Annotated in this window: 17 protein-coding genes and 1 riboswitch; of the genes, 2 read left to right on the forward strand and 15 right to left on the reverse strand. The window is 64.6% G+C overall.

Going from position 1 to position 17,989, the window contains the following annotated elements; genetic code table 11:
• Positions 1–24: 24 nt before the first annotated feature.
• Genes cobA through cbiE form a run of 5 tightly spaced genes read right to left on the reverse strand, consistent with a single transcriptional unit; the run spans position 25 to position 4,444 of the window.
• Complete coding sequence (cobA, locus tag AC5SSZ_RS01925) at positions 25–756, reverse strand: uroporphyrinogen-III C-methyltransferase (protein ID WP_495436535.1); 732 nt, start codon at positions 754–756, stop codon at positions 25–27.
• Positions 753–2,087: a cobyrinic acid a,c-diamide synthase CobB gene (locus AC5SSZ_RS01930; RefSeq protein ID WP_495436537.1), complete on the reverse strand. Its 1,335-nt coding sequence runs from the start codon at positions 2,085–2,087 to the stop codon at positions 753–755. Before AC5SSZ_RS01930 ends, cobA begins: the two co-directional genes overlap by 4 nt.
• On the reverse strand, positions 2,080–2,874 hold the full coding sequence (gene cobM, locus AC5SSZ_RS01935) for a precorrin-4 C(11)-methyltransferase (protein ID WP_495436539.1): 795 nt from the start codon (positions 2,872–2,874) through the stop codon (positions 2,080–2,082). Before cobM ends, AC5SSZ_RS01930 begins: the two co-directional genes overlap by 8 nt.
• Positions 2,871–3,248: a cobalamin biosynthesis protein gene (locus AC5SSZ_RS01940; protein WP_495436541.1), complete on the reverse strand. Its 378-nt coding sequence runs from the start codon at positions 3,246–3,248 to the stop codon at positions 2,871–2,873. Before AC5SSZ_RS01940 ends, cobM begins: the two co-directional genes overlap by 4 nt.
• A complete protein-coding gene (cbiE, locus tag AC5SSZ_RS01945; RefSeq protein ID WP_495436542.1) occupies positions 3,245–4,444 on the reverse strand; it encodes a precorrin-6y C5,15-methyltransferase (decarboxylating) subunit CbiE in 1,200 nt (399 codons plus the stop codon). Before cbiE ends, AC5SSZ_RS01940 begins: the two co-directional genes overlap by 4 nt.
• On the opposite strand from cbiE, the gene AC5SSZ_RS01950 reads away from it, so the two are divergent.
• On the forward strand, positions 4,443–5,204 hold the full coding sequence (locus AC5SSZ_RS01950) for a cobalt-precorrin-6A reductase (protein ID WP_495436544.1): 762 nt from the start codon (positions 4,443–4,445) through the stop codon (positions 5,202–5,204). The genes cbiE and AC5SSZ_RS01950 overlap by 2 nt on opposite strands.
• Here AC5SSZ_RS01950 and cobJ read toward each other — a convergent pair.
• The 7 genes from cobJ to AC5SSZ_RS01985 all read right to left on the reverse strand — a co-directional run bounded on the left by cobJ (position 5,180) and on the right by AC5SSZ_RS01985 (position 13,298).
• A complete protein-coding gene (gene cobJ, locus AC5SSZ_RS01955; protein ID WP_495436546.1) occupies positions 5,180–5,944 on the reverse strand; it encodes a precorrin-3B C(17)-methyltransferase in 765 nt (254 codons plus the stop codon). The genes AC5SSZ_RS01950 and cobJ overlap by 25 nt on opposite strands.
• Complete coding sequence (gene cobI / locus AC5SSZ_RS01960; RefSeq protein WP_495436548.1) at positions 5,941–6,657, reverse strand: precorrin-2 C(20)-methyltransferase; 717 nt, start codon at positions 6,655–6,657, stop codon at positions 5,941–5,943. Before cobI ends, cobJ begins: the two co-directional genes overlap by 4 nt.
• A 2-nt stretch (positions 6,658–6,659) precedes the next feature.
• Positions 6,660–7,289: a precorrin-8X methylmutase gene (locus AC5SSZ_RS01965; protein ID WP_495436551.1), complete on the reverse strand. Its 630-nt coding sequence runs from the start codon at positions 7,287–7,289 to the stop codon at positions 6,660–6,662.
• A gap of 1 nt (position 7,290) precedes the next feature.
• Complete coding sequence (cobG, locus tag AC5SSZ_RS01970) at positions 7,291–8,451, reverse strand: precorrin-3B synthase (protein WP_495436553.1); 1,161 nt, start codon at positions 8,449–8,451, stop codon at positions 7,291–7,293.
• Positions 8,448–11,693: a cobaltochelatase subunit CobN gene (cobN, locus tag AC5SSZ_RS01975; protein WP_495436555.1), complete on the reverse strand. Its 3,246-nt coding sequence runs from the start codon at positions 11,691–11,693 to the stop codon at positions 8,448–8,450. Before cobN ends, cobG begins: the two co-directional genes overlap by 4 nt.
• A 144-nt stretch (positions 11,694–11,837) precedes the next feature.
• Positions 11,838–12,872, reverse strand: a complete 1,035-nt coding sequence (gene cobW, locus AC5SSZ_RS01980; protein ID WP_495436557.1) for a cobalamin biosynthesis protein CobW — start codon at positions 12,870–12,872, stop codon at positions 11,838–11,840.
• Positions 12,873–12,875: 3 nt separating this feature from the next.
• The gene (locus AC5SSZ_RS01985) at positions 12,876–13,298 is read right to left on the reverse strand and encodes a DUF1636 family protein (protein ID WP_495436559.1); all 423 of its coding nucleotides are present in this window, start codon (positions 13,296–13,298) and stop codon (positions 12,876–12,878) included.
• Positions 13,299–13,401: 103 nt separating this feature from the next.
• A riboswitch (cobalamin riboswitch) is annotated at positions 13,402–13,617 on the reverse strand.
• 52 nt (positions 13,618–13,669) lie between these two features.
• On the opposite strand from AC5SSZ_RS01985, the gene cobO reads away from it, so the two are divergent.
• Complete coding sequence (gene cobO / locus AC5SSZ_RS01990; protein ID WP_495436561.1) at positions 13,670–14,305, forward strand: cob(I)yrinic acid a,c-diamide adenosyltransferase; 636 nt, start codon at positions 13,670–13,672, stop codon at positions 14,303–14,305.
• 73 nt (positions 14,306–14,378) lie between these two features.
• Here cobO and glpD read toward each other — a convergent pair whose 3' ends face one another.
• The 3 genes from glpD to AC5SSZ_RS02005 form a co-directional block, all read right to left on the reverse strand.
• Complete coding sequence (gene glpD / locus AC5SSZ_RS01995; RefSeq protein ID WP_495436563.1) at positions 14,379–15,947, reverse strand: glycerol-3-phosphate dehydrogenase; 1,569 nt, start codon at positions 15,945–15,947, stop codon at positions 14,379–14,381.
• Positions 15,940–16,737: a DeoR/GlpR family DNA-binding transcription regulator gene (locus AC5SSZ_RS02000; protein WP_065271142.1), complete on the reverse strand. Its 798-nt coding sequence runs from the start codon at positions 16,735–16,737 to the stop codon at positions 15,940–15,942. Before AC5SSZ_RS02000 ends, glpD begins: the two co-directional genes overlap by 8 nt.
• A gap of 172 nt (positions 16,738–16,909) precedes the next feature.
• On the reverse strand, positions 16,910–17,989 hold the full coding sequence (locus AC5SSZ_RS02005) for a DUF1513 domain-containing protein (RefSeq protein WP_495436566.1): 1,080 nt from the start codon (positions 17,987–17,989) through the stop codon (positions 16,910–16,912).

A 17,989-nucleotide genomic window follows, 5' to 3' on the forward strand; every position in this document is an offset into this window, starting at 1 on the left:
GTTTCAATTGCGGCATATGGGCGATCAGCCGGGCAGGTCCTCATCGGCCAGGGGACCATAGAGGATCAGCACCGGTGCCTTGGTCTCCATCGCGCGTAGAACCTCGGGGAGTTCCCCCACCGTGTGGCAGGACAGCGACTGATCCGGGGTCGAAACACCCAGCGCGATCAGCGCGTGCGTCTCGGGCGGCAGCCCGGCCACCAGCAACCGTTCGGCGAGCGCTGCAAAGGTGCGTTTCCCCATGTAGACAACGGTCGTCGCTTCGGGATCGGCGAGGGCGGCCATGTTCAGCCCTTCGGGCAGGCCGCCGGTCACGTCGTGGCCGGTGATGAACTGCAGCCGCCGCGCGGTCAGGCGCCGGGTCAGCGGGATATTGGCGGCCGCAGCAGCTGCCGAGGCCGCGGTGACACCGGGCACAATCTCGAAACCGATACCTGCCTGCCGCAGCGCGGTGATTTCTTCTTCCAGACGGCCAAAGACGCCGGAATCCCCGGATTTCAGCCGCACCACATGCGCCCCCGTCGCGGCGTATTCGACCAGCAGCTGGCTGACGTGATCCTGCCGGGGGGAGGGGCGGCCTGCGCGCTTGCCCACCCCGACCAGATCGGCGTCCGTGCGCGCATGGGTCAGGATCGGCCCCGATGAAAGGTCATCGAACAGAACCGCATCGGCTGCCCCCAGCCGTTTCACCGCCTTTACGGTCAACAGCTCAGGGTCACCGGGGCCGGAGGAAACGAAACTGACAAAACCGCTCATGATTGCTCTCCGGAAATCAGGTGGAAGAAGGTGCCGGTCACATGCCCCCGCACCGATCCGGTTTCCGGCACCGGGTTGCCATCCGCGTCCATCACCCGGGCCAGCGGGGCGTCCGGTTCATCCAGAATGGTCGAATAGTGGAACTCATGTCCGCGCAAGGCACCGCCCGCCGCAAAGCCCGGCATCGGGACCTCCAGAACGGCGCGGCGGTAGCCAAGGTGGAATTTCCGCTTTTCATATGAGGTAACAAGCCCAAGAAGCCCGGCCATCCGGTGACGGTTGCCGTCCTTGTCGATCAGGGCTTCACCAAGGGCCATGTAGCCGCCGCATTCGCCATGCACGGGGCGGGTCTCTGCGTGTTTGCACAAAGCCGCGCGGAAGGTTTCGGCCGCCGCCAGCCTACCGCCGTGCAGTTCGGGGTATCCACCGGGGAGCCAGATCAGATCGGCATCCGGGGCTGGGGCTTCATCGGCGAGAGGGGAGAAGGGAATGATCTCGGCCCCTGCTGCCCGCCAGCCTTCCAGAAGATGCGGGTAGGTGAAGGAAAACGCCGCATCCCGCGCCAGTGCGATGCGCTGCGCAGGAGGTTTCGGCAGCGGGGCCGAGGCGGGCGCAGCTCCGGCGCGGGCGGCGGATTTGATCGCCTCCAGATCCACGTTTTCACGCAGGAAGGCGGCATAGCCCGCAATCGCGGCCTCAAGATCCGGGTGCTCCACCGCTTGGATCAGGCCGAGGTGGCGCTCGGGCAGGGTCAGATCGCCACGCCGGGGCAGGGAGCCGAGGACGGGAATGCCCGCGCGCTCCATCCCGAGGCGGGTCAGCCTTTCGTGGCGCGGGCTGGCAACGCGGTTGAGGATCACCCCAGCAAAAGGGAGATCGGGATCATAGGCGCGAAACCCCAGCGCCGTGGCTGCTGCCGATTGCGCCTGCCCGCCGACGTCAACCACCAGCACCACCGGCCAGCCCATGCGTTTTGCGGTTTCCGCCGAAGAGCCAAAGCCGCTTTGGCCGCGCGTGGCAACGCCATCATAAAGCCCCATGGAGCCTTCCCCGATGCAGATCTGCGCGCCGTTTGCCTGCCCCGCAACGGCATCCAGAAGGCCGCCATCCATCGCCCAGGTGTCTAGGTTAAAAGAGGCCTGCCCCGCAGCGGCCAGATGAAAGGCCGGATCGATATAATCCGGTCCGCTTTTGAAGGGCTGCACGGCAAGGCCATCCTCGGCCAGTGCGCGCAACAGGCCCAGCATCACAGTGGTCTTGCCCGTGCCCGAGGCGGGCGCCGAAATCATCAGACCCGGCGGATAGGATCCGGTCTTGCCCGTTTCAGTCATCTCCTTCGCTCCAATCCGTCCATTGGCTGTCGGCGCTTTGCGGGCGGTAACGCCGGTAATAGTCCTGCGCGTAAAGGCAGCTTTCGTCGAAGTGCTCGGCGCCAAGGGCACGGCCCACGAGGATCAGCGCGGTGCGCCCGCGCGCGCCCTCGGTTGCCTCGATCAATGTGCCTAGGGTGGCCTTGATGATCTTCTGATCTGGCCATGTCGCCCGCCAAACCACTGCGACCGGGCAGTCGTCGCCATAGGCCGGAGAGAGCCGCGCCACCACATCGTCCAGCACATGCACCGAGAGGTGAATGGCAAGCGTCGCGCCGGTGCGGGCGAAATTCTCCAGCGTTTCGCCTTCGGGCATCGAGGAGGCCCGCCCCGAGGTGCGCGTCAGCACCAGCGATTGCGCAACGCCCGGCAGGGTCAGCTCGGCGCCCAGCGCAGCGGCGCCTGCGGCAAAGGCGGGCACGCCGGGGGTTACGTCATAGGGAATACCCAGATCGCGCAGACGGCGCAGTTGCTCACCCATGGCGGACCAGACCGACAGATCGCCGGAGTGCAGCCGCGCCACATCCTGTCCGGCTTTGTGCGCTGCCTCGATTTCGGCCACAATCTCATCCAGCGAGAGGGAGGCCGTGTTGATGATCTTGGCGCCCTCCGGGCAGTGCTGTAGCAGCGCCTCGGGCACCAGCGAGCCGGCATAGAGGCAGACGGGGCAGGCGGCGATCAGGTCGCGGCCACGCAGGGTGATCAGGTCGGCAGCACCGGGTCCGGCGCCAATGAAGTGAACGGTCATGAGGTCAGTCTTTCTGCAATGGCCGCAGTGGCAAGGCCATCTGCGGTGACAACGCGGGGAACGAGAAGGCGGGCGGTTGCTGTGGTGCGGCCGTGGCATGCGCCGCAGAGGGCAGCAGCTTCGGCTAGCGATCCGGTTGCGAACCGGGTTTTGATACGGGGCGACATGGTCGGCGTTTCAAGGCCCGCAATCGCCTCTTCCGACAGGGCGATCATCGGCAGGTTCAACTCGGCGGCAAGGGCTTGAAAAGCGGGGCTTTCCACCTTTGCTGCGAGTGAGGCGAGCGCATCGGGCTGATACCCGGTCAGCGCCAGGGCGGCGCGCAGGTCGGCAACGGTGGCCGCTTTGCGCAATCCCAGACCCGCGACCTTCATCGCGTGACGCTCCACTGGATGACAGGACGCGCGCGCTCCCAGCCGCGCATCGAACCAAGCGGCCCGGCTTCGGCCAGTTCCACCTTCATCAGATTCCCGCCGCGTATGGCATGGGCCTGCATCAGCAGGGTCTCGGTTTCTAGTGTCACGCCATTGGCGACGATCCGAGTGCCCTCGGGCAACACTTGCCACTGATGATCCAGCAACGCCTGTGAGCCACCGCCGCCGATGAAAACGCAATCGGGTCTTTTCTGTCCATCCAACACATCCGGCGCGCGGCCCAGAACCGGTTTCATGCGGTGTTCAATCCCGAACCGTTCGGCATTGGTGTGGATGTTGATGAGGCGGTCAGCGCGCGGCTCGAAGGTGATGGCGCGGGCACCGGGGGCCGCAAGACACCATTCCACCGAAACCGAACCGGATCCGCCACCAATATCCCACAGCAGTTCGCCTGCGCGGGGCGAAAGGGCCGATAATGTCAGGGCACGGATGGGGCGTTTGGTGATCTGCCCGTCGCTCTGGAACAGATCGTCGGGCAAGCCGCTGGCGCGGGGCAGGCCCGTGCTGCCTGCCACCTGAAACGCGGCCACCACGGGGGCGGCGATGCCGGTCAGGTCAAAGGTATCTGCGCGACTGCTGCGCACTTGGGCGCGGGGGCCGCCCAGCGCCTCCATCACCTTCAGCGTTGTTGCGCCGAATCCCTGCGTGGTAAACCAATCGGCCAGTGCTGCCGGGCTGCTGCCATCTCGAAGCGTGCAGATGATCCGGGCCCCGGCGGCCAGCACCGGGGTCAGCCGAGAGAAGGGGGCAGCATGAAGACCAAGGCAAAGTGTCTCCTCCAGTTTCCAACCCAAGGTATTCGCCGCCAGAGCAAAGCAGGAGGGGGCGGGGTGCGATACCCATTCATCCGGGCTGAGATGCGCCACCAGCGATCCACCCGCGCCGTGCCAGAAGGGATCGCCCGAGGCCAGCACCACGGCGCGTTGACCGCGCGCAGCAAGCACCGGATCGATGGAAAACGGAACCGGCCAGGGCTGGCCGCGATTACCTGCCTGCACCAGATCCAGATGGCGGGGGCCGCCAAAAATCACCTCGGCCTCGTCCAGCGCCTTCCGGCTTGCATTCGCCAGCCCAGCCGGTCCATCGTCGCCGAGGCCGACAATGGTCAGCCATTGTTTCACAAGAGGATCAGACATGACGCGCATCCTGCTTCTGGGAGGCACCACCGAAGCCTCGCGCCTTGCCGAGGCACTGGCCGAGGCCGGGGTGGATGCAGTGTTCTCCTATGCGGGCCGCACGGCGCGCCCCGTCACCCAGCCGCTGCCACTGCGCGTCGGGGGCTTTGGCGGGGGCGAGGGCTTGGCGGCTTTCCTTCAGGCCGAAGGGATCACCCATGTGATCGATGCAACGCACCCCTTTGCCGCGCAGATGAGTGCCAATGCGGTCTATGCCTGTGAACTGGCGAATGTGGCGCTTTGTGCATTGGAGCGCCCCGCATGGCAGGCGCAGTTGAGCGACGACTGGCGCCATGTGGACAACTTGGCCCAGGCGGTTGAGGCGTTGCCGGAAGTGGGGGCGCGAGTCTTCCTGGCGATCGGCAAACAGAACCTCGCTGCCTTTGCTGGCAAACCCGGAAACCACTATCTGTTGCGGCTGGTGGACCCGCCCGAAGGCCAGATTCCCCTGCCGGACAAGACCGTTGAAATCGCGCGGGGCCCGTTTGATGTGGCGGGGGATCGGGCACTGATGCAGGCCCATGGTATTACCCATATTGTTTCCAAGAACGCCGGTGGTTCCGGTGCCGAAGCCAAGCTGCAGGCGGCGCGCGATTTGGGGCTGCCGGTGATCATGATCGCCCGCCCGAAGGTGCCGCAGCGCCTGATCTTTGGAGCCGTGCCTGCGGTCATGGCGTGGTTGTCTGGCCGCCCGGATCACGGGGCCGAACCTTCTGCGTAGCGGGGCGTGTAGACGTGCCGCCCGATGGCCCGCGTGTCGCGGTTGCCAACGATCACCATGGTGCGCATGTCCGCCATTTCCGGCCGTGCGTCCTTCAGCGCGACGGTGGTGATCTCCTGCGTCGGCTTGGTGACGTCCCGGGCAAAGCTGATCAGCGTGTCTTCTCCGCAGGCGGCGCGCAGGATCTCAAGCGCGCGGGCGAACTGGTGAGGGCGGGACTTGGAGCGTGGATTGTAAAACGCCATGGCAAAGCCCGCTTCACCCGCCGCGCGCAGGCGGGTTTCGATCAGCGACCAGGGTTTCAGATTGTCGGAAAGGTTGATCGCCGCGAAATCGTGCCCGAGCGGCGCACCGATCTGGGCGGCGGCAGCTAGCATGGCGGTAATGCCGGGCAAGACACGGATATCAAGCTCCAGCCAGTCATTCGGCCCAGCCTCAAGCGCCTCGAACACGGCGGAGGCCATGGCAAAGACACCGGGATCGCCGGAAGACACGACGACAACGCGCCGCCCTGCAGCGGCCATTTCCAGCGCATGGGTGGCCCGGTCCACCTCGACCCGGTTGTCAGAGGCATGAAGGGTCAAGCCGTTGCGCGGGGCGATCCGTTTCACGTAAGGGATGTAGCCCACGATGTCGGTGGCGGCATCCACGGCATCGCGCACTTCCTGTGTGACCAGCGCCCCATCACCGGGGCCAAGGCCCGCGATCACCACCCATCCGGTTTTTGCAGCCTCTGTCATGGGCGGCGTCCCTGTCCATGCACCAGCACGATCGAGAAATAAGGCACCTCGCCAACTACTTCGGTCAGCTTTTGCACGCTCTGTGTCGGCATGGTGCCGCGTTCCACCAGCCAAGCATCGTCGAGCTTGCCAGCCGCCTGCAGCGCGCGGCGCAGTTTGGGCAGGTTGCGGCCGATCTTCATCACCACCAGCGCGTCGGTTCCGCGTGCGCGCTCGGTCAGCTCATCCTCGCTGAGCGTGGCCATGGCGACGGTCAACACGTCATCGCCCCAGGTGATCGGCTGATCCGTGGCGGTCCAGCAGCCGGACATGCCGGTGATGCCGGGGATGATGTCCACTTCGGCGCGGGCCTGAAGGCGGCTGTGCAGATGCATGAAGGAGCCATAGAGGAAAGGATCGCCTTCGCAGAGGACAACGACGTCGTCGGTCCGGGCGATCTCTTCCAGCCGGTTGGCCCATTGATCGTAGAATTCCGACAGCAGGCGATTGTATTCGGGATCGGAGAAATGGATCTCCGTTGTTACCGGATATTCCATCGCATGTTCCTTCACCGTGTCTGGCAGCAGATGTTCGACGATGGCCCGGGCCTGCCCCTTGCGGCCTGCCTTGCGGAAATAGGCGATGTGGCGCGCGCCGGTGATGGCGCGGTGCGACTTAACACTCATCAGGTCCGGATCGCCGGGGCCGAGGCCTGCACAGATAACTTTGCCCATGGTTATTCTTTCCAGCTGGCCAGCGCGTTGACGGCTGCTACGGTGATGGCCGATCCGCCAAGGCGGCCCTTCACGATCATCGACGGCACGGGAAGGTCCTGCATCAGCGCCTCCTTGGATTCCATGGCGCCGACAAAGCCGACTGGGCAGCCGATGATGGCCGCGGGGCGCGGGCAGGCGGGATCCTTCAGCATATTAAGAAGATGAAACAGTGCGGTCGGGGCATTGCCGATGGCGACCACGGCACCGTCGAGTTTTGGGCGCCACAGCTCCAGTGCGGCAGCAGAGCGGGTGTTGCCCATCTGCTTGGCCATATCGGGCACCTTCGGATCGCGCAGGGTGCAGATCACCTCGTTTCCCGCAGGCAGGCGCGGGCGGGTGATGCCTTCGCTGACCATATAGGCATCGCAGAGGATCGGCGCCCCCGCCGCCAGCGCCGCGCGGGCGGTTTCGGCCATGCCGGGGGAAAAGCGGATATGCTCCTCGAGCCCCACCATTCCGGCGGCATGGATCATGCGTACGGTGACGCTTTCCTCATCGCGGGTGAAGCGGCCCAGATCGGCCTCGGCCCGGATTGTGGCAAAGCTTTCGGCGTAGATCCTGGCGCCATCGGTTTCATAGGTGTGGAGCATGTCAGCTGCCCTCTGTCAGAAGTTCGGGAGCGGCGCGCAGGGCGCGGGCGCTCAGGCGGTGTTTAATGGGGTGATCGGCGGCAGAACCGTTGCGGATCAGGGTGAAGGTGTCATTGGCAGTAGCGGTCAGGGTCAGCGGCGCAGGGCCGGGGTGGGCGCAGCCCTTGGCGCAGCCGGAGACATGCAGATGGGCGTCTTCCGGCACATGCGGCGCCAGATCGTGGGCCAGATTGCGGGTCGCCGACAGCGCCTGCAGGCAGCCGGGCGCCCCGGTGCAGGCGCTGACCCGCAGGCACGGATCAGCGGCGTCTAGGATCAGGCCGGGCAGGGGGGCGATATCACGAGCGCCTTCGATCAACAGCATCCGCCAGGGCGTGAGGCGCAGGGCGCCGTGATCGGCAAGTGATGTGAGCGTGCTCGCTAACATTTGGCCAAATTCCAGCGCAACCAACTGGCCTGCGCCCGTTTGGCCCGGCCTAGCAGCCGAAGAAGCCACGTTGGCGACCAAGCTATAGCCTGATGGAAGTGGTGTGCCTTTGGCAAGGTGCAACCTCATCCGCCCGCGCCCATCGGGTGCACCACCGGTGTCAAGGAACCATCGGGCGAGGTTCAGTGCCTCGGGGACGGCGGTTTCCCGTGTCACGGACAGGCCAAGCTCGGCGCTATCGGGGCGCAGGATCAGGCCCGATGCATCGCGCTCGATACGGATGTCAGCAGCAGCGTCCCGCAGAACGGGCGCTGTGCCACAGTCCACTGCAAATCCGAATTTCCCCGGCAATGTCAGATCCGTGGCCGCCGTCAGGGCGGAGGCCAAACGCCGTGCAATCACCGCGCTGTCGTCGCCTTCTGTCCAGAAGGGTGTCAGCATCACATTGCGCCGTGCTTCGGCAGCCTCATCTGTATCGAGAAGCCCAAGATCCCGTAGGCCAGAGAGCAGCGCAGTGTGGCTGTCGCCCTTTATGCCGCGCATCTGTAAGTTGGCCCGGGCTGACAGGTCAAGAAGGCCATTGCCATGTCGCCGGGACAGTTCAGCAACGCCGCGGGCCTGTTCGGGGCTGAGCCGTCCCATGGGCGCACGGATGCGCACCACCAGCCCGTCGCCCGACATCATAGGGCGCAGGGCACCGGGGCACCATCCGTAGACTTTTGGGGCCGCGCTCATGGTGCGCCCTCCAGCTCGGCGATGATCGAATTGCGCCGGGTCACCCAGAGACCGGCCTCAGCCAGAGCCCGGAACCTGTCGCGTAGGGCGGCAAGCGCGTCGGGGTTTTCCCGCTCCAGGAACTCCACCAGATCGTCCCGGCCAAGGGTGGCTTCGAAATAGAGGTCAAAGAGATGCGGCGGCACCACCTGCGCCAGATGGGAGAAGGCTGCCATGTGATCGAGCGTTGCGGCAATCTCGGCACCACCGCGAAAGCCATGCCGCATCATCGAGGTTGCCCAATCGGGGTTGGCGGCGCGGGCGCGGGTGACGCGGGCGATTTCCTCGCTTAGGGAGCGTGCCTGCGGTGTATCAGGGCGGGTGGCGTCCAAATGGTATAGTACGGGCGCTTTTTGCCCGATACGGGCCATGGCGGCGGCAAAGCCTGCCTCATGCGCAGCGTAGTCCGAGGCCACGAGGAGGTCCGTTTCCGGCAGGTCCTGAAGGTGTACGAAACTGTCGGCGCCTTTCAGGCGATCCTCCAGTGCTACGCGCGCCTCGGTAATCTCGCCCTTGGCGTCGATGGCATGGGAGGAGGCATTGAGCCAGGCCTCGCCCGCGGCGGCGCGGGCCTCGTCCGAGTAATCGTCCAGATGTGCGCCCATGGAGAGACCGTATTGGCCGGGTTTCGGGCCAAAGACGCGCGGCGCCTCTGCCAAATAGGGGTTATCGGCCTTGGCTTCGTCCCGGTTCGCCAGAGCGGCGGCGGCGGTCTCGAACATTTGGGCAAGGCCGGGAAAGACATCGCGGAACAGGCCCGAGACGCGCAGAGTCACATCGATGCGGGGGCGGTTCAGCATGGAAAGCGGCAGCACCTCGAAGCCCGAAACCCGTTCAGAGCCTTCATCCCATTTTGGAGCAAGCCCCGCCAGATGCAGCGCCATGGCGAATTCCTCGCCCGCGGTGCGCATGGTGGCCGATCCCCAGAGATCGATCACCAGCCCCCGTGGCCAGTCGCCGTGATCCTGAAGATGGCGGCGCAGCAGCTCTTCCGCCAGCTTGACCCCCTGCGCATGCGCCGCCCGCGAGGGGACCGCCCGTGGATCGGTTGTAAAGAGGTTGCGCCCGGTGGGGATCACATCGCTGCGCCCGCGAAACGGAGAGCCAGAAGGGCCGGGGGCCACCAGCCGTCCAGAAAGCGCGTCCATAACACCGGTGATTTCCTGTGGTCCGCACTGGCCGGTGCCAAAGATGTGCAGGCCCTCGCCGTACTGGCTTTCCTTGATGTCGCAGACGAAGGCGTCGATGCGGGTGATCGCCTCGGCGGCAGAGCAATCGGGGGTGAGGCCGAGATCCGCCTCGACACCGGTGCCTTGCGCCTCGGCGCGGATATCTTCGATCAGACGGTCGCGGCGGGCAGGGTCCAGACCATCGGCGGTTGAATACTCATCCAAGAGGCTTTCCAGCCGCGCCATGCCATCGGGCAGGTTGGTCTGCGCCAATGGCGGCGGCAGGTGGCCCACGGTAACACCGGCGATGCGCCGCTTGGCCTGTGCGGCCTCGCCGGGATCATTGACGATGAAAGGATAGATCACCGGCAGGGTACCGATCAGCGCCTCGGGCCAGCAGGTGTCAGACAGGGCGACCGCCTTTCCGGGCAGCCATTCCAGCGTTCCATGGGCGCCAATGTGGAGGACCGCATCAACCAATTGCTGGAGCCAGAGGTAGAAGGCCACATAGGCATGGCGTGGGGTGCGGTCGAGATCGTGATAGTCATCGACGCGGGTCGTAACCTCGCCGCGTTCGGGTTGCAGGGCGATGATCGCCTTGCCTGCGATGAGGGCATTCATGTGAAAGGCACCATCCTGCAAATCCGGGTCGTCTTCGGGGGCACCCCAGGCCGCCTGAAGGTCGGTTTGCAGGGGGTCGGGAAGCGTTTTCAGAGCCGCCTTATAATCCGCCAGCGGCAAGGCGATGCGCTCCTCTACGAGGCGGGCACCAAGATCGCCTGTCCCCGTGACGCTGTAGCCCTGATCGGCCAGAGCGCCCAGTAGCTGTTCGCAGGAGGCCAGCGCATCAAGGCCCACCGCATGGGCGATGTTGTAGTCGCGCCCCGGATATGTGGAAAGCACCAGCGCCAGACGCTTGTCACGGTTTTCCAGTTGCGCCAGTCGCAGCCAGCCTTCGATCCGGTCCACGGCGGCTCGCACGCGGCCTAGATCGGCGCGGTGGGCAAAGCGCGAATACTGGAGGTCGGGGTCCTTCTTGGCCGGGGCCTTGAAGCTGACCACGCCCGCCATGATACGGCCATCCACCTCGGGCAGGACCACATGCATGGCAAGGTCAGCGGGCGACAGGCCCCGCGCCGCCTCGGCCCAGTCCTTGCGCCGCGCGGTGGAGAGCGCCACCTGGAACACCGGGCAGCCTGTTGTGCTCAGCGGCGACGGGCGCCCGTCTGAGCCTTGCGCCGAAAAGGCGGTGGCGTTGATGATGGCGGCGGGGGCAAGCCGGGGGAGTTCCGCTCCCAGCCAATCGGCGGCTGCGGGGGCCTTGAGGCTGGCGGTAAAAGTGCCGTAGGCGGCATACCCGCGCGCGCGCAGCTCGGCGATCAGCGCGTCCACCGGGGCGGTATCTGCCGAAGTCAGGTACGAGCGGTAGAAACTGACCAGGACCAGCGGCCTGTCCTCGTTGGGGATATCCGCGATCACGCCCCGATCAGGGTCGTAGTAGCCATAGTCGGGCGTTGTCTTCATCCCCGGAACCGGACCCGCGTATAGGCCGGCCGCCAGGGCCAGCTGTGCCAGGGCCGCTTGTGCTGCGACCGCGCCGCCCGCATCGCACAGCGCCTGAAGACGCCGCAGGGTCGAAACCGGCAGGGTCGAGAGTTCATCAAGCCGCGGATCCTCGCGCCCGTCGGCGGGCAGGATGGCGAGGGCGATCCCCTTGCGACGGGCCAGGTCCTGAAGGGTTGCAAGGCCGTATGACCAATAGCTTTCGCCGCCAATGAGGCGCACCAGGACGCCCTTTGCGCCTTCCAGCGTCTGTTCGGCGTAGGTGTCCACCGAGAGGGGATGTTTCAGCGCCACCAGATTGGCAAGGCGACAGGAGGGAAGCTTATCGCCCGCCCGGTGCCAGCCCGCGGCAAAGGCGCCCAGATCGCTGTCGGAAAAGGACAGAACGATCAGCTCCGCCGGATCCTGCCCAACGTCAAAGGGCGTATCGGTTTCTTCGAGGCCGTGACTTTCGCGAAAGACGACATGCATGGGTCAGCTCCGCAACAGCGCAGTGAGGGGCGCGACCGGCCTCGGGGGGGCGTTATGCGCCCTCCCGGGGGGGAGGACGGGCGCGTCCCGGCCTGTCAGCCGGGACAAGTCCCTATGGGTGGTGCCGCGTTCCCACATGTGTTCTCAGGCTCCCAGATCCGCGTGGATGCCGGTCACATCGATATCGTCGTGTTCGGCAATCACCACCAGTTGGGTTTTGCGCGGCTGGGCGCCCCAGGGTTGGTCGTATTGGGCGCGCAGCCGTTCGCCGACGGCCTGAACCAGCATGCGCATCGGTTTCCCTTCCACCGCGACATAGCCTTTGACGCGCAGAATCTTGCGGGTTCGGGCCATTTCGACGATGCGGTCCTGCAGGTCTTCGGGATCAGAGACCTCGCCCATTTCGACGACGATGCTTTCAAAATCATCATGCTCGTGATCGTGGTGGCCATCGTGATGACTGGGGCGGGCCTCCAGATCGTCTTCCGCCGCCGCGCCGATCCCCAGCACCACACGCGGATCGATCACGCCTTCGCTCATCGGCAGGATCGGCAGTTGGCGCGGGGCTTCGGCTTCGATCACGGCACGGGCCTTGGCAAGGCCTTCTTCCCCGGAAAGGTCTGCCTTGGACAGAAGCACGATATCTGCACAAGAGATCTGGTCCTCGAAGACTTCGGACAGCGGGGTTTCATGATCCAGACTGTCGTCCGCTTCGCGCTGGGCCTGCACGGCGTCAAGATCCGGGGCGAATTGCCCTGCGGCGACGGCTTCGGCGTCAGCCAGGGCAATGACCCCGTCTACGGTGATGCGCGAGCGGATAGCGGGCCAGTCAAAGGCTTTGAGCAGCGGTTTCGGCAGCGCCAGGCCAGAGGTTTCAATGAGGATATGCTCGGGCGTTTCCGGCAGGGCCATCAGCGCCTCGATCGTGGGGATGAAATCATCGGCCACGGTGCAGCAGATGCAGCCGTTGGCCAGCTCCACGATGTTGTTTTCCGGGCAGTTTTCATCGGCGCAGGATTTCAGGATGTCGCCGTCCACGCCCGCGGTGCCGAATTCATTGACCAGCACGGCCAGACGTTTGCCCTGCGGGTTTTGCATCAGATGGCGGATGAGTGTGGTCTTGCCCGCGCCGAGAAAGCCGGTCACCACGGTGACGGGAATTTTGTTGAGATCGCTCATCGGTTACTCCTCGGATGGGCTGTCACCCGGCTGGGGCGCCGGGGGAATGCGGGCGATGGATTGCTTGCGAAAGACCTGCGGGCGCGCGCGCCAGGGCACCAGACCGTCGTCGGTCGCGGCATAGGCAGCCGCACCTTGCAGGATCTCCTCTACGTGTTGATCGGGATCCAGATCGCCGTAGATGTAGCTCCAGCGCTCGGTGCCGCCGCTCAGCACCATGGAGCAGCCGCGCTTGCAGGCGGACAGGCATTCGACGCCGCGCACCGAAACCCCGTCGGGCAGGTCGGCGGCGCTCAGCGCCTGCAGCAACAGGGTGCCGGGTCGGGTGGCTTCGGGATCAACGCCTTCGCGCTTGCAGGTGGTGCAGATGGTCAGGGTGACCTCTGGGCTACCTTTGGGGGGCTGTTCAGCCGTATCCTTCGCCATTGGCGGGCGTCTCCTTGCGTCCTGTCAGACAGACGGGGAGAGGCCAGAGGGGAGCCGTATGGATGAATCGGCTCTCATCCGGTCGCGGCACACCCCGTCCGCCCGTAGATTAAGTCTGTTGGCAGGTCTCCCGGCTTGCGGATCTCAAGGCCACCGCATTGCTGCGGTGTCTTTGCGGTTCTCCGGCCTTCCCGGTGTTACCCAGTGGCGTGGAGACCTCTCCGGTCACGGTCGCGGGGGCGGCTGTGCTTGGGCCAGATGGCCGTGTCACATTCCCTCTTCGCCTGCTTTCGCAGGAACCAACAAAATCCCCTTGCGCTATTGCGGGCTTCCTTGTCAAGACATGGTGCCAAACTGCAGGAGGGCACTTGGTGACCGAAAAGTCTGATAACGGCATTTCCGAGGAAGAAGCGGCACGGCACGCGTCCAAGATGGCGAAAAAGAAAGCGGCGCGTGACCGCATGATGGCCAATAAGGACGGTGAAAAGGGGCTGATCATCGTCCACACCGGCCCCGGCAAGGGCAAGTCCAGCTCGGGATTCGGCATGATCATGCGCTGCATCGCCCACGGCATGCCATCCGCCGTGGTGCAGTTCATCAAGGGCGCCTGGCAAACCGGCGAACGCACCCTGATCGAGGAGCATTTCGGCGATCTGTGCCAGTTCTACGCGATGGGCGAAGGGTTCACCTGGGAGACTCAGGACAAGGCCCGCGATATCGCAGCAGCCCGCGCAGGTTGGGAAAAGGCCAAGGAAATGATCCTGGATGAGCGCAACACAATGGTTTTGCTCGATGAAATCAATATCGCGTTGCGCTATGAATATCTGGGTCTGGATGAGGTTCTGGAGTTCCTGGTCGAGCAGAAACCGCCGATGACCCATGTGGTTCTGACCGGACGCAACGCCAAGGAAGAGCTGATCGAAATCGCGGATCTGGTGACCGAGATGGGCCAGATAAAGCATCCTTTCCGCGCCGGGATCAAGGCGCAGAAAGGGGTGGAATTCTAAGACGGCCAGACCATCTGCAGAGGTGTCACCGGGCAGGGAAACCCGTGCCCGGTGCGTTTAGATTGCCCCGCCGTTACGCGGCAATCTTGTCCTTGATATAGGTATCGACCGCGGCGCGTTCTTCCTCGGTCAGGCGCAGGCCCAGTTTGGTGCGGCGCCACAGGAAATCATCGCCGCTGCGCACCCATTCGTTGGCAATCGCCCAGTCCAACTCCCGCTCGGTGATGGTGGCGCCAAAATCGCGCCCCAGCACCTCGGCGGATTTTGCTTCACCCAGGATCAGCCGCGCTTCGGTGCCATAAGCGCGGATCAGACGCCGGGCCCAATAAGGCGTCAGGAAGGAATAATCCGCTGCAAGATCCGCCTGCAGCTTGGTCACATCTTTGACCGCGAAATTGCCGCCGGGCAGGGGCACACCTGCTGTCCAGTTGCCGCCGACGCCGGGCAGGGCCTCGGAGATCTTGGCAAGCGCGGCCTCGGCCAGTTTGCGGTAGGTGGTGATCTTGCCGCCAAAGATGTTCAGCAGCGGTGCATTGCCCGTGTCCAGTGACAGCACGTATTCCCGCGTCGCCGCCGTCGCCGAGCTGGCGCCATCGTCATACAGCGGGCGCACACCGGAGTAGGTCCACAGAATGTCGTCGCGGTGCAGCGGCTTTTTGAAATACTGCGAGGCAAAATCGATCAGGTAGTCCTGTTCCTCGGGGGTGCAGGTGGGGGCCGTCTCCGGGTCGGGATGGTCGGCGTCGGTGGTGCCGATCAGAGTGAAATCCTCTTCATAGGGGATGGCAAAGATGATCCGCCCGTCGGTGCCCTGAAAGAAATAGCAGCGCCCGTGGTCGAAGAGTTTCGGAACCACGATATGGCTGCCGCGTACCAGACGCACGCCTTCGCGGCTGTTCTGGCCCAGTTTCTGGTTCAATACCTCCGCAACCCAGGGACCCGCCGCATTGACCAGCATCCGCGACCGACGCGTGAACACTTGTCCCGTCAGACTGTCCTTCAGGTGGATGAGCCAGTGATCCTCGGCGCGTTCAGCCGCCAGAACTTTGGTGCGGGTCATGATTTCGGCGCCGCGCGCCTGCGCGTCGCGGGCGTTGAGCACCACCAGCCGGGCATCCTCGATCCAGCAGTCCGAATATTCAAAGGCGGTCTGGAACTTGTCCTTCAGCGGCGCCCCCGCTTCGTCGCGGCTGAGGTCCAGCTTGCGGGTGCCGGGCAGGATGCCGCGCTTGCCCAGCGTGTCATAGAGAAACAGCCCAAGGCGGATCAGCCAGGCCGGGCGGCGGCCCTTCATCCAGGGCATGATCCGTGTCAGCAGGCGGGAGGTCGGCGTTTCACTGTCGAACCGCATCTCCTTGTGAAAAGGCAGCACAAAGCGCATCGGCCAGGAAATATGGGGCATTGCCTTCAGCAAGACCTCGCGCTCGATCAGCGCTTCGCGCACCAGACGGAATTCGAAATATTCCAGATAGCGCAGACCGCCATGAAACAGTTTGGTCGAGGCAGAGGAGGTGGCCGAGGCCAGATCGTTCATTTCTGCAAGGCTGACCGACAAGCCACGGCCTGCCGCATCGCGGGCAATGCCGCAGCCGTTGATGCCGCCGCCGATGATGAACAGGTCGGTGATCTTTTGATCAGTCATTTTCGTTTCTTTCGTTTTGGCTGGCGGTGTCTCCCGCCACGATGATGCGTGTTCCCGCGGCGCGCGCTGCCTCGGCAAAGGCATTGGGCACCGGCGCATCGGTGATCACTACGTCGAGATCCGCCACATCGCAGATCCGCACCGGCGCGGAGCGGTCGAATTTGCTGTGATCGCAGACCAGAACGCGGGTACGTGCGTTTTTCAGGATGGCGCGGGCGACGGAGACCTCGCGACCGTCGTGGTCCATGATGGCGCCATCCGCATCGAGGGCGGAGGCGCCGATAATGGCGAAATCGACCTTGTAGCGGGAAATGAATTCCACGGCGTCTTCGCCGACGATGGCGCCGTCGCTTTGCCGGACCGCGCCGCCAACCAGGATCAGCTCACGCGCCTCGCCACCCATCATCATATTGATAATGTTTATGTTGTTGGAAATGACTGTCAGGCCGCGATGGCCGGATAGGGCACGGGCCACTTGCTCGGTCGAAGTGCCGATATTGAGCGTGATTGAGCAGTCTTCGGGGATGAGTTCTGCGGCCTCGGCTGCCATCGCCAGTTTCCCCGCCGCGTTCAGCTTGCGCCGGTCCGCGTAGGCGCGGGTGGCGGCTGAGCTGACGCGCACCGCGCCGCCATGCACGCGCGACAGCGCGCCGCGCTGCGACAGCTCGCGTAGATCGGTGCGCACGGTCTGCAGCGACACGCCGAACCGCTGTGCCAGATCCTCGACCTCGACGCGATCCTGAGTGTTCAGCAGCTCTATGATTTCGTTCTGACGAGTCGTGGCATCCATGGGCTTTCCTTTTCAAAGCCCATCTAGCGATTCATTTTCGCTTTGTCATCGTTTGTTTTCGAAAAAGTTCGCTTTGCGCGGAGAACAAAAATCCACTTGTCGCGCAGGCTTCATCTCGCCCGCCCCGGCGATATGCGGGACGGGGGGAGTTGTTTCAGACTTCAGAGGAGTGTCAGATGACAGGGATCAGGTGGTTGTCCCAGCGCAGCTCGGCCTGGTTCAGGACCGACAGGCGACCCTTGGCGATCTCGACGATCTCACCGCTGCCGGAACTTGCGATAAACCCATCTGTCGTTTGGGACAGGCCGCAGACATCGGGCAGATGATGTTCCGTGGTGAGCGCGCCGCTTGCGGTGTCCATGACCTGCACCACGCCGCCGCGGGGCGAGGTGACAGCTACTTGCTGACCATCAGTGGAAAAGGCAATGGAGCCGCCGTATCCATTGAGGTTGCGCAGGCGCGGGTCATCGGCGGCCATCAGCCGTGGCGCACTGCCGGGCTTGTGCAGCCCGACGATCGGCACATCTGCACCCAGATCGCCCTGCCATTGCATGGCAAAGGCAACGGTGCCATCCGTCTGCATCGCGAGATGGCGGATCGAGTTCTTGTGCAGCTGTGCGTCCAGTTCGACCTGTTCGGTCACCTGGCCGTCGAAATCCAGATAGCTGAGGTTGGGTCGCATGGTGGGGATGTTCAACTTGGCCCGGCCACTGTCGGGATGGGTGTCGATGCCGCCATTTGCGACGACCAGCCCCGTACCATCTGCGCGCAGCATCATATCATGCGGGCCGACCCCGCCAGACGCAAAGCTGCCGATGCGGCGGTAGGGGGCGGTGCCATCCCAGACACCAATGATGCCGCGCCCGGCCTCGAAGTGGTTTTCGGTGGTCAGCAGCAGGCTGCCATCGGGTGTGAAGACGCCGTGTCCGTAAAAGTGATGACCTGCTGGAGGCTCCAGCCGGGCCAGTTGCGCGCCGGTGCGGCAGTCGATCACATCGGCAAAGCGGCCGGGGCGGCGGGCAAAGGCCACCGCGATGGGCCGCGTGGGGTGGGCGGTGGCAGCATGGCCGCGGCCGGGCAGGGGGTGGCTGAACAGGAGGGTGCCAAGGTCCGAAAGACCCGCCAGGAAAAAGCTGCCGTCGGCGGCCTTGCCTGCGGACAGATAGGCGGGCGAGCCCAGATCGGCCCAGCTGGCCGCCGGGGCCATCCCCACCGCCAGAAGCCCGGCCAGAAATCCACGTCTTGAGGGCAT

The organism is Phaeobacter sp. CC-HEC084, assembly GCF_059429255.1.

What these genes read in the sequence shown, in the direction of transcription:
- cobA (WP_495436535.1), bottom strand. Translation starts at nt 756, where the DNA reads ATGAGCGGTTTTGTCAGTTTCGTTTCCTCCGGCCCCGGTGACCCTGAG.
- AC5SSZ_RS01930 (WP_495436537.1), bottom strand. Translation starts at nt 2,087, where the DNA reads ATGACTGAAACGGGCAAGACCGGATCCTATCCGCCGGGTCTGATGATT.
- cobM (WP_495436539.1), bottom strand. Translation starts at nt 2,874, where the DNA reads ATGACCGTTCACTTCATTGGCGCCGGACCCGGTGCTGCCGACCTGATC.
- AC5SSZ_RS01940 (WP_495436541.1), bottom strand. Translation starts at nt 3,248, where the DNA reads ATGAAGGTCGCGGGTCTGGGATTGCGCAAAGCGGCCACCGTTGCCGAC.
- AC5SSZ_RS01950 (WP_495436544.1), top strand. Translation starts at nt 4,443, where the DNA reads ATGACGCGCATCCTGCTTCTGGGAGGCACCACCGAAGCCTCGCGCCTT.
- cbiE (WP_495436542.1), bottom strand. Translation starts at nt 4,444, where the DNA reads ATGTCTGATCCTCTTGTGAAACAATGGCTGACCATTGTCGGCCTCGGC.
- cobJ (WP_495436546.1), bottom strand. Translation starts at nt 5,944, where the DNA reads ATGACAGAGGCTGCAAAAACCGGATGGGTGGTGATCGCGGGCCTTGGC.
- cobI (WP_495436548.1), bottom strand. Translation starts at nt 6,657, where the DNA reads ATGGGCAAAGTTATCTGTGCAGGCCTCGGCCCCGGCGATCCGGACCTG.
- AC5SSZ_RS01965 (WP_495436551.1), bottom strand. Translation starts at nt 7,289, where the DNA reads ATGCTCCACACCTATGAAACCGATGGCGCCAGGATCTACGCCGAAAGC.
- cobG (WP_495436553.1), bottom strand. Translation starts at nt 8,451, where the DNA reads ATGAGCGCGGCCCCAAAAGTCTACGGATGGTGCCCCGGTGCCCTGCGC.
- cobN (WP_495436555.1), bottom strand. Translation starts at nt 11,693, where the DNA reads ATGCATGTCGTCTTTCGCGAAAGTCACGGCCTCGAAGAAACCGATACG.
- cobW (WP_495436557.1), bottom strand. Translation starts at nt 12,872, where the DNA reads ATGAGCGATCTCAACAAAATTCCCGTCACCGTGGTGACCGGCTTTCTC.
- AC5SSZ_RS01985 (WP_495436559.1), bottom strand. Translation starts at nt 13,298, where the DNA reads ATGGCGAAGGATACGGCTGAACAGCCCCCCAAAGGTAGCCCAGAGGTC.
- glpD (WP_495436563.1), bottom strand. Translation starts at nt 15,947, where the DNA reads ATGACTGATCAAAAGATCACCGACCTGTTCATCATCGGCGGCGGCATC.
- AC5SSZ_RS02000 (WP_065271142.1), bottom strand. Translation starts at nt 16,737, where the DNA reads ATGGATGCCACGACTCGTCAGAACGAAATCATAGAGCTGCTGAACACT.
- AC5SSZ_RS02005 (WP_495436566.1), bottom strand. Translation starts at nt 17,989, where the DNA reads ATGCCCTCAAGACGTGGATTTCTGGCCGGGCTTCTGGCGGTGGGGATG.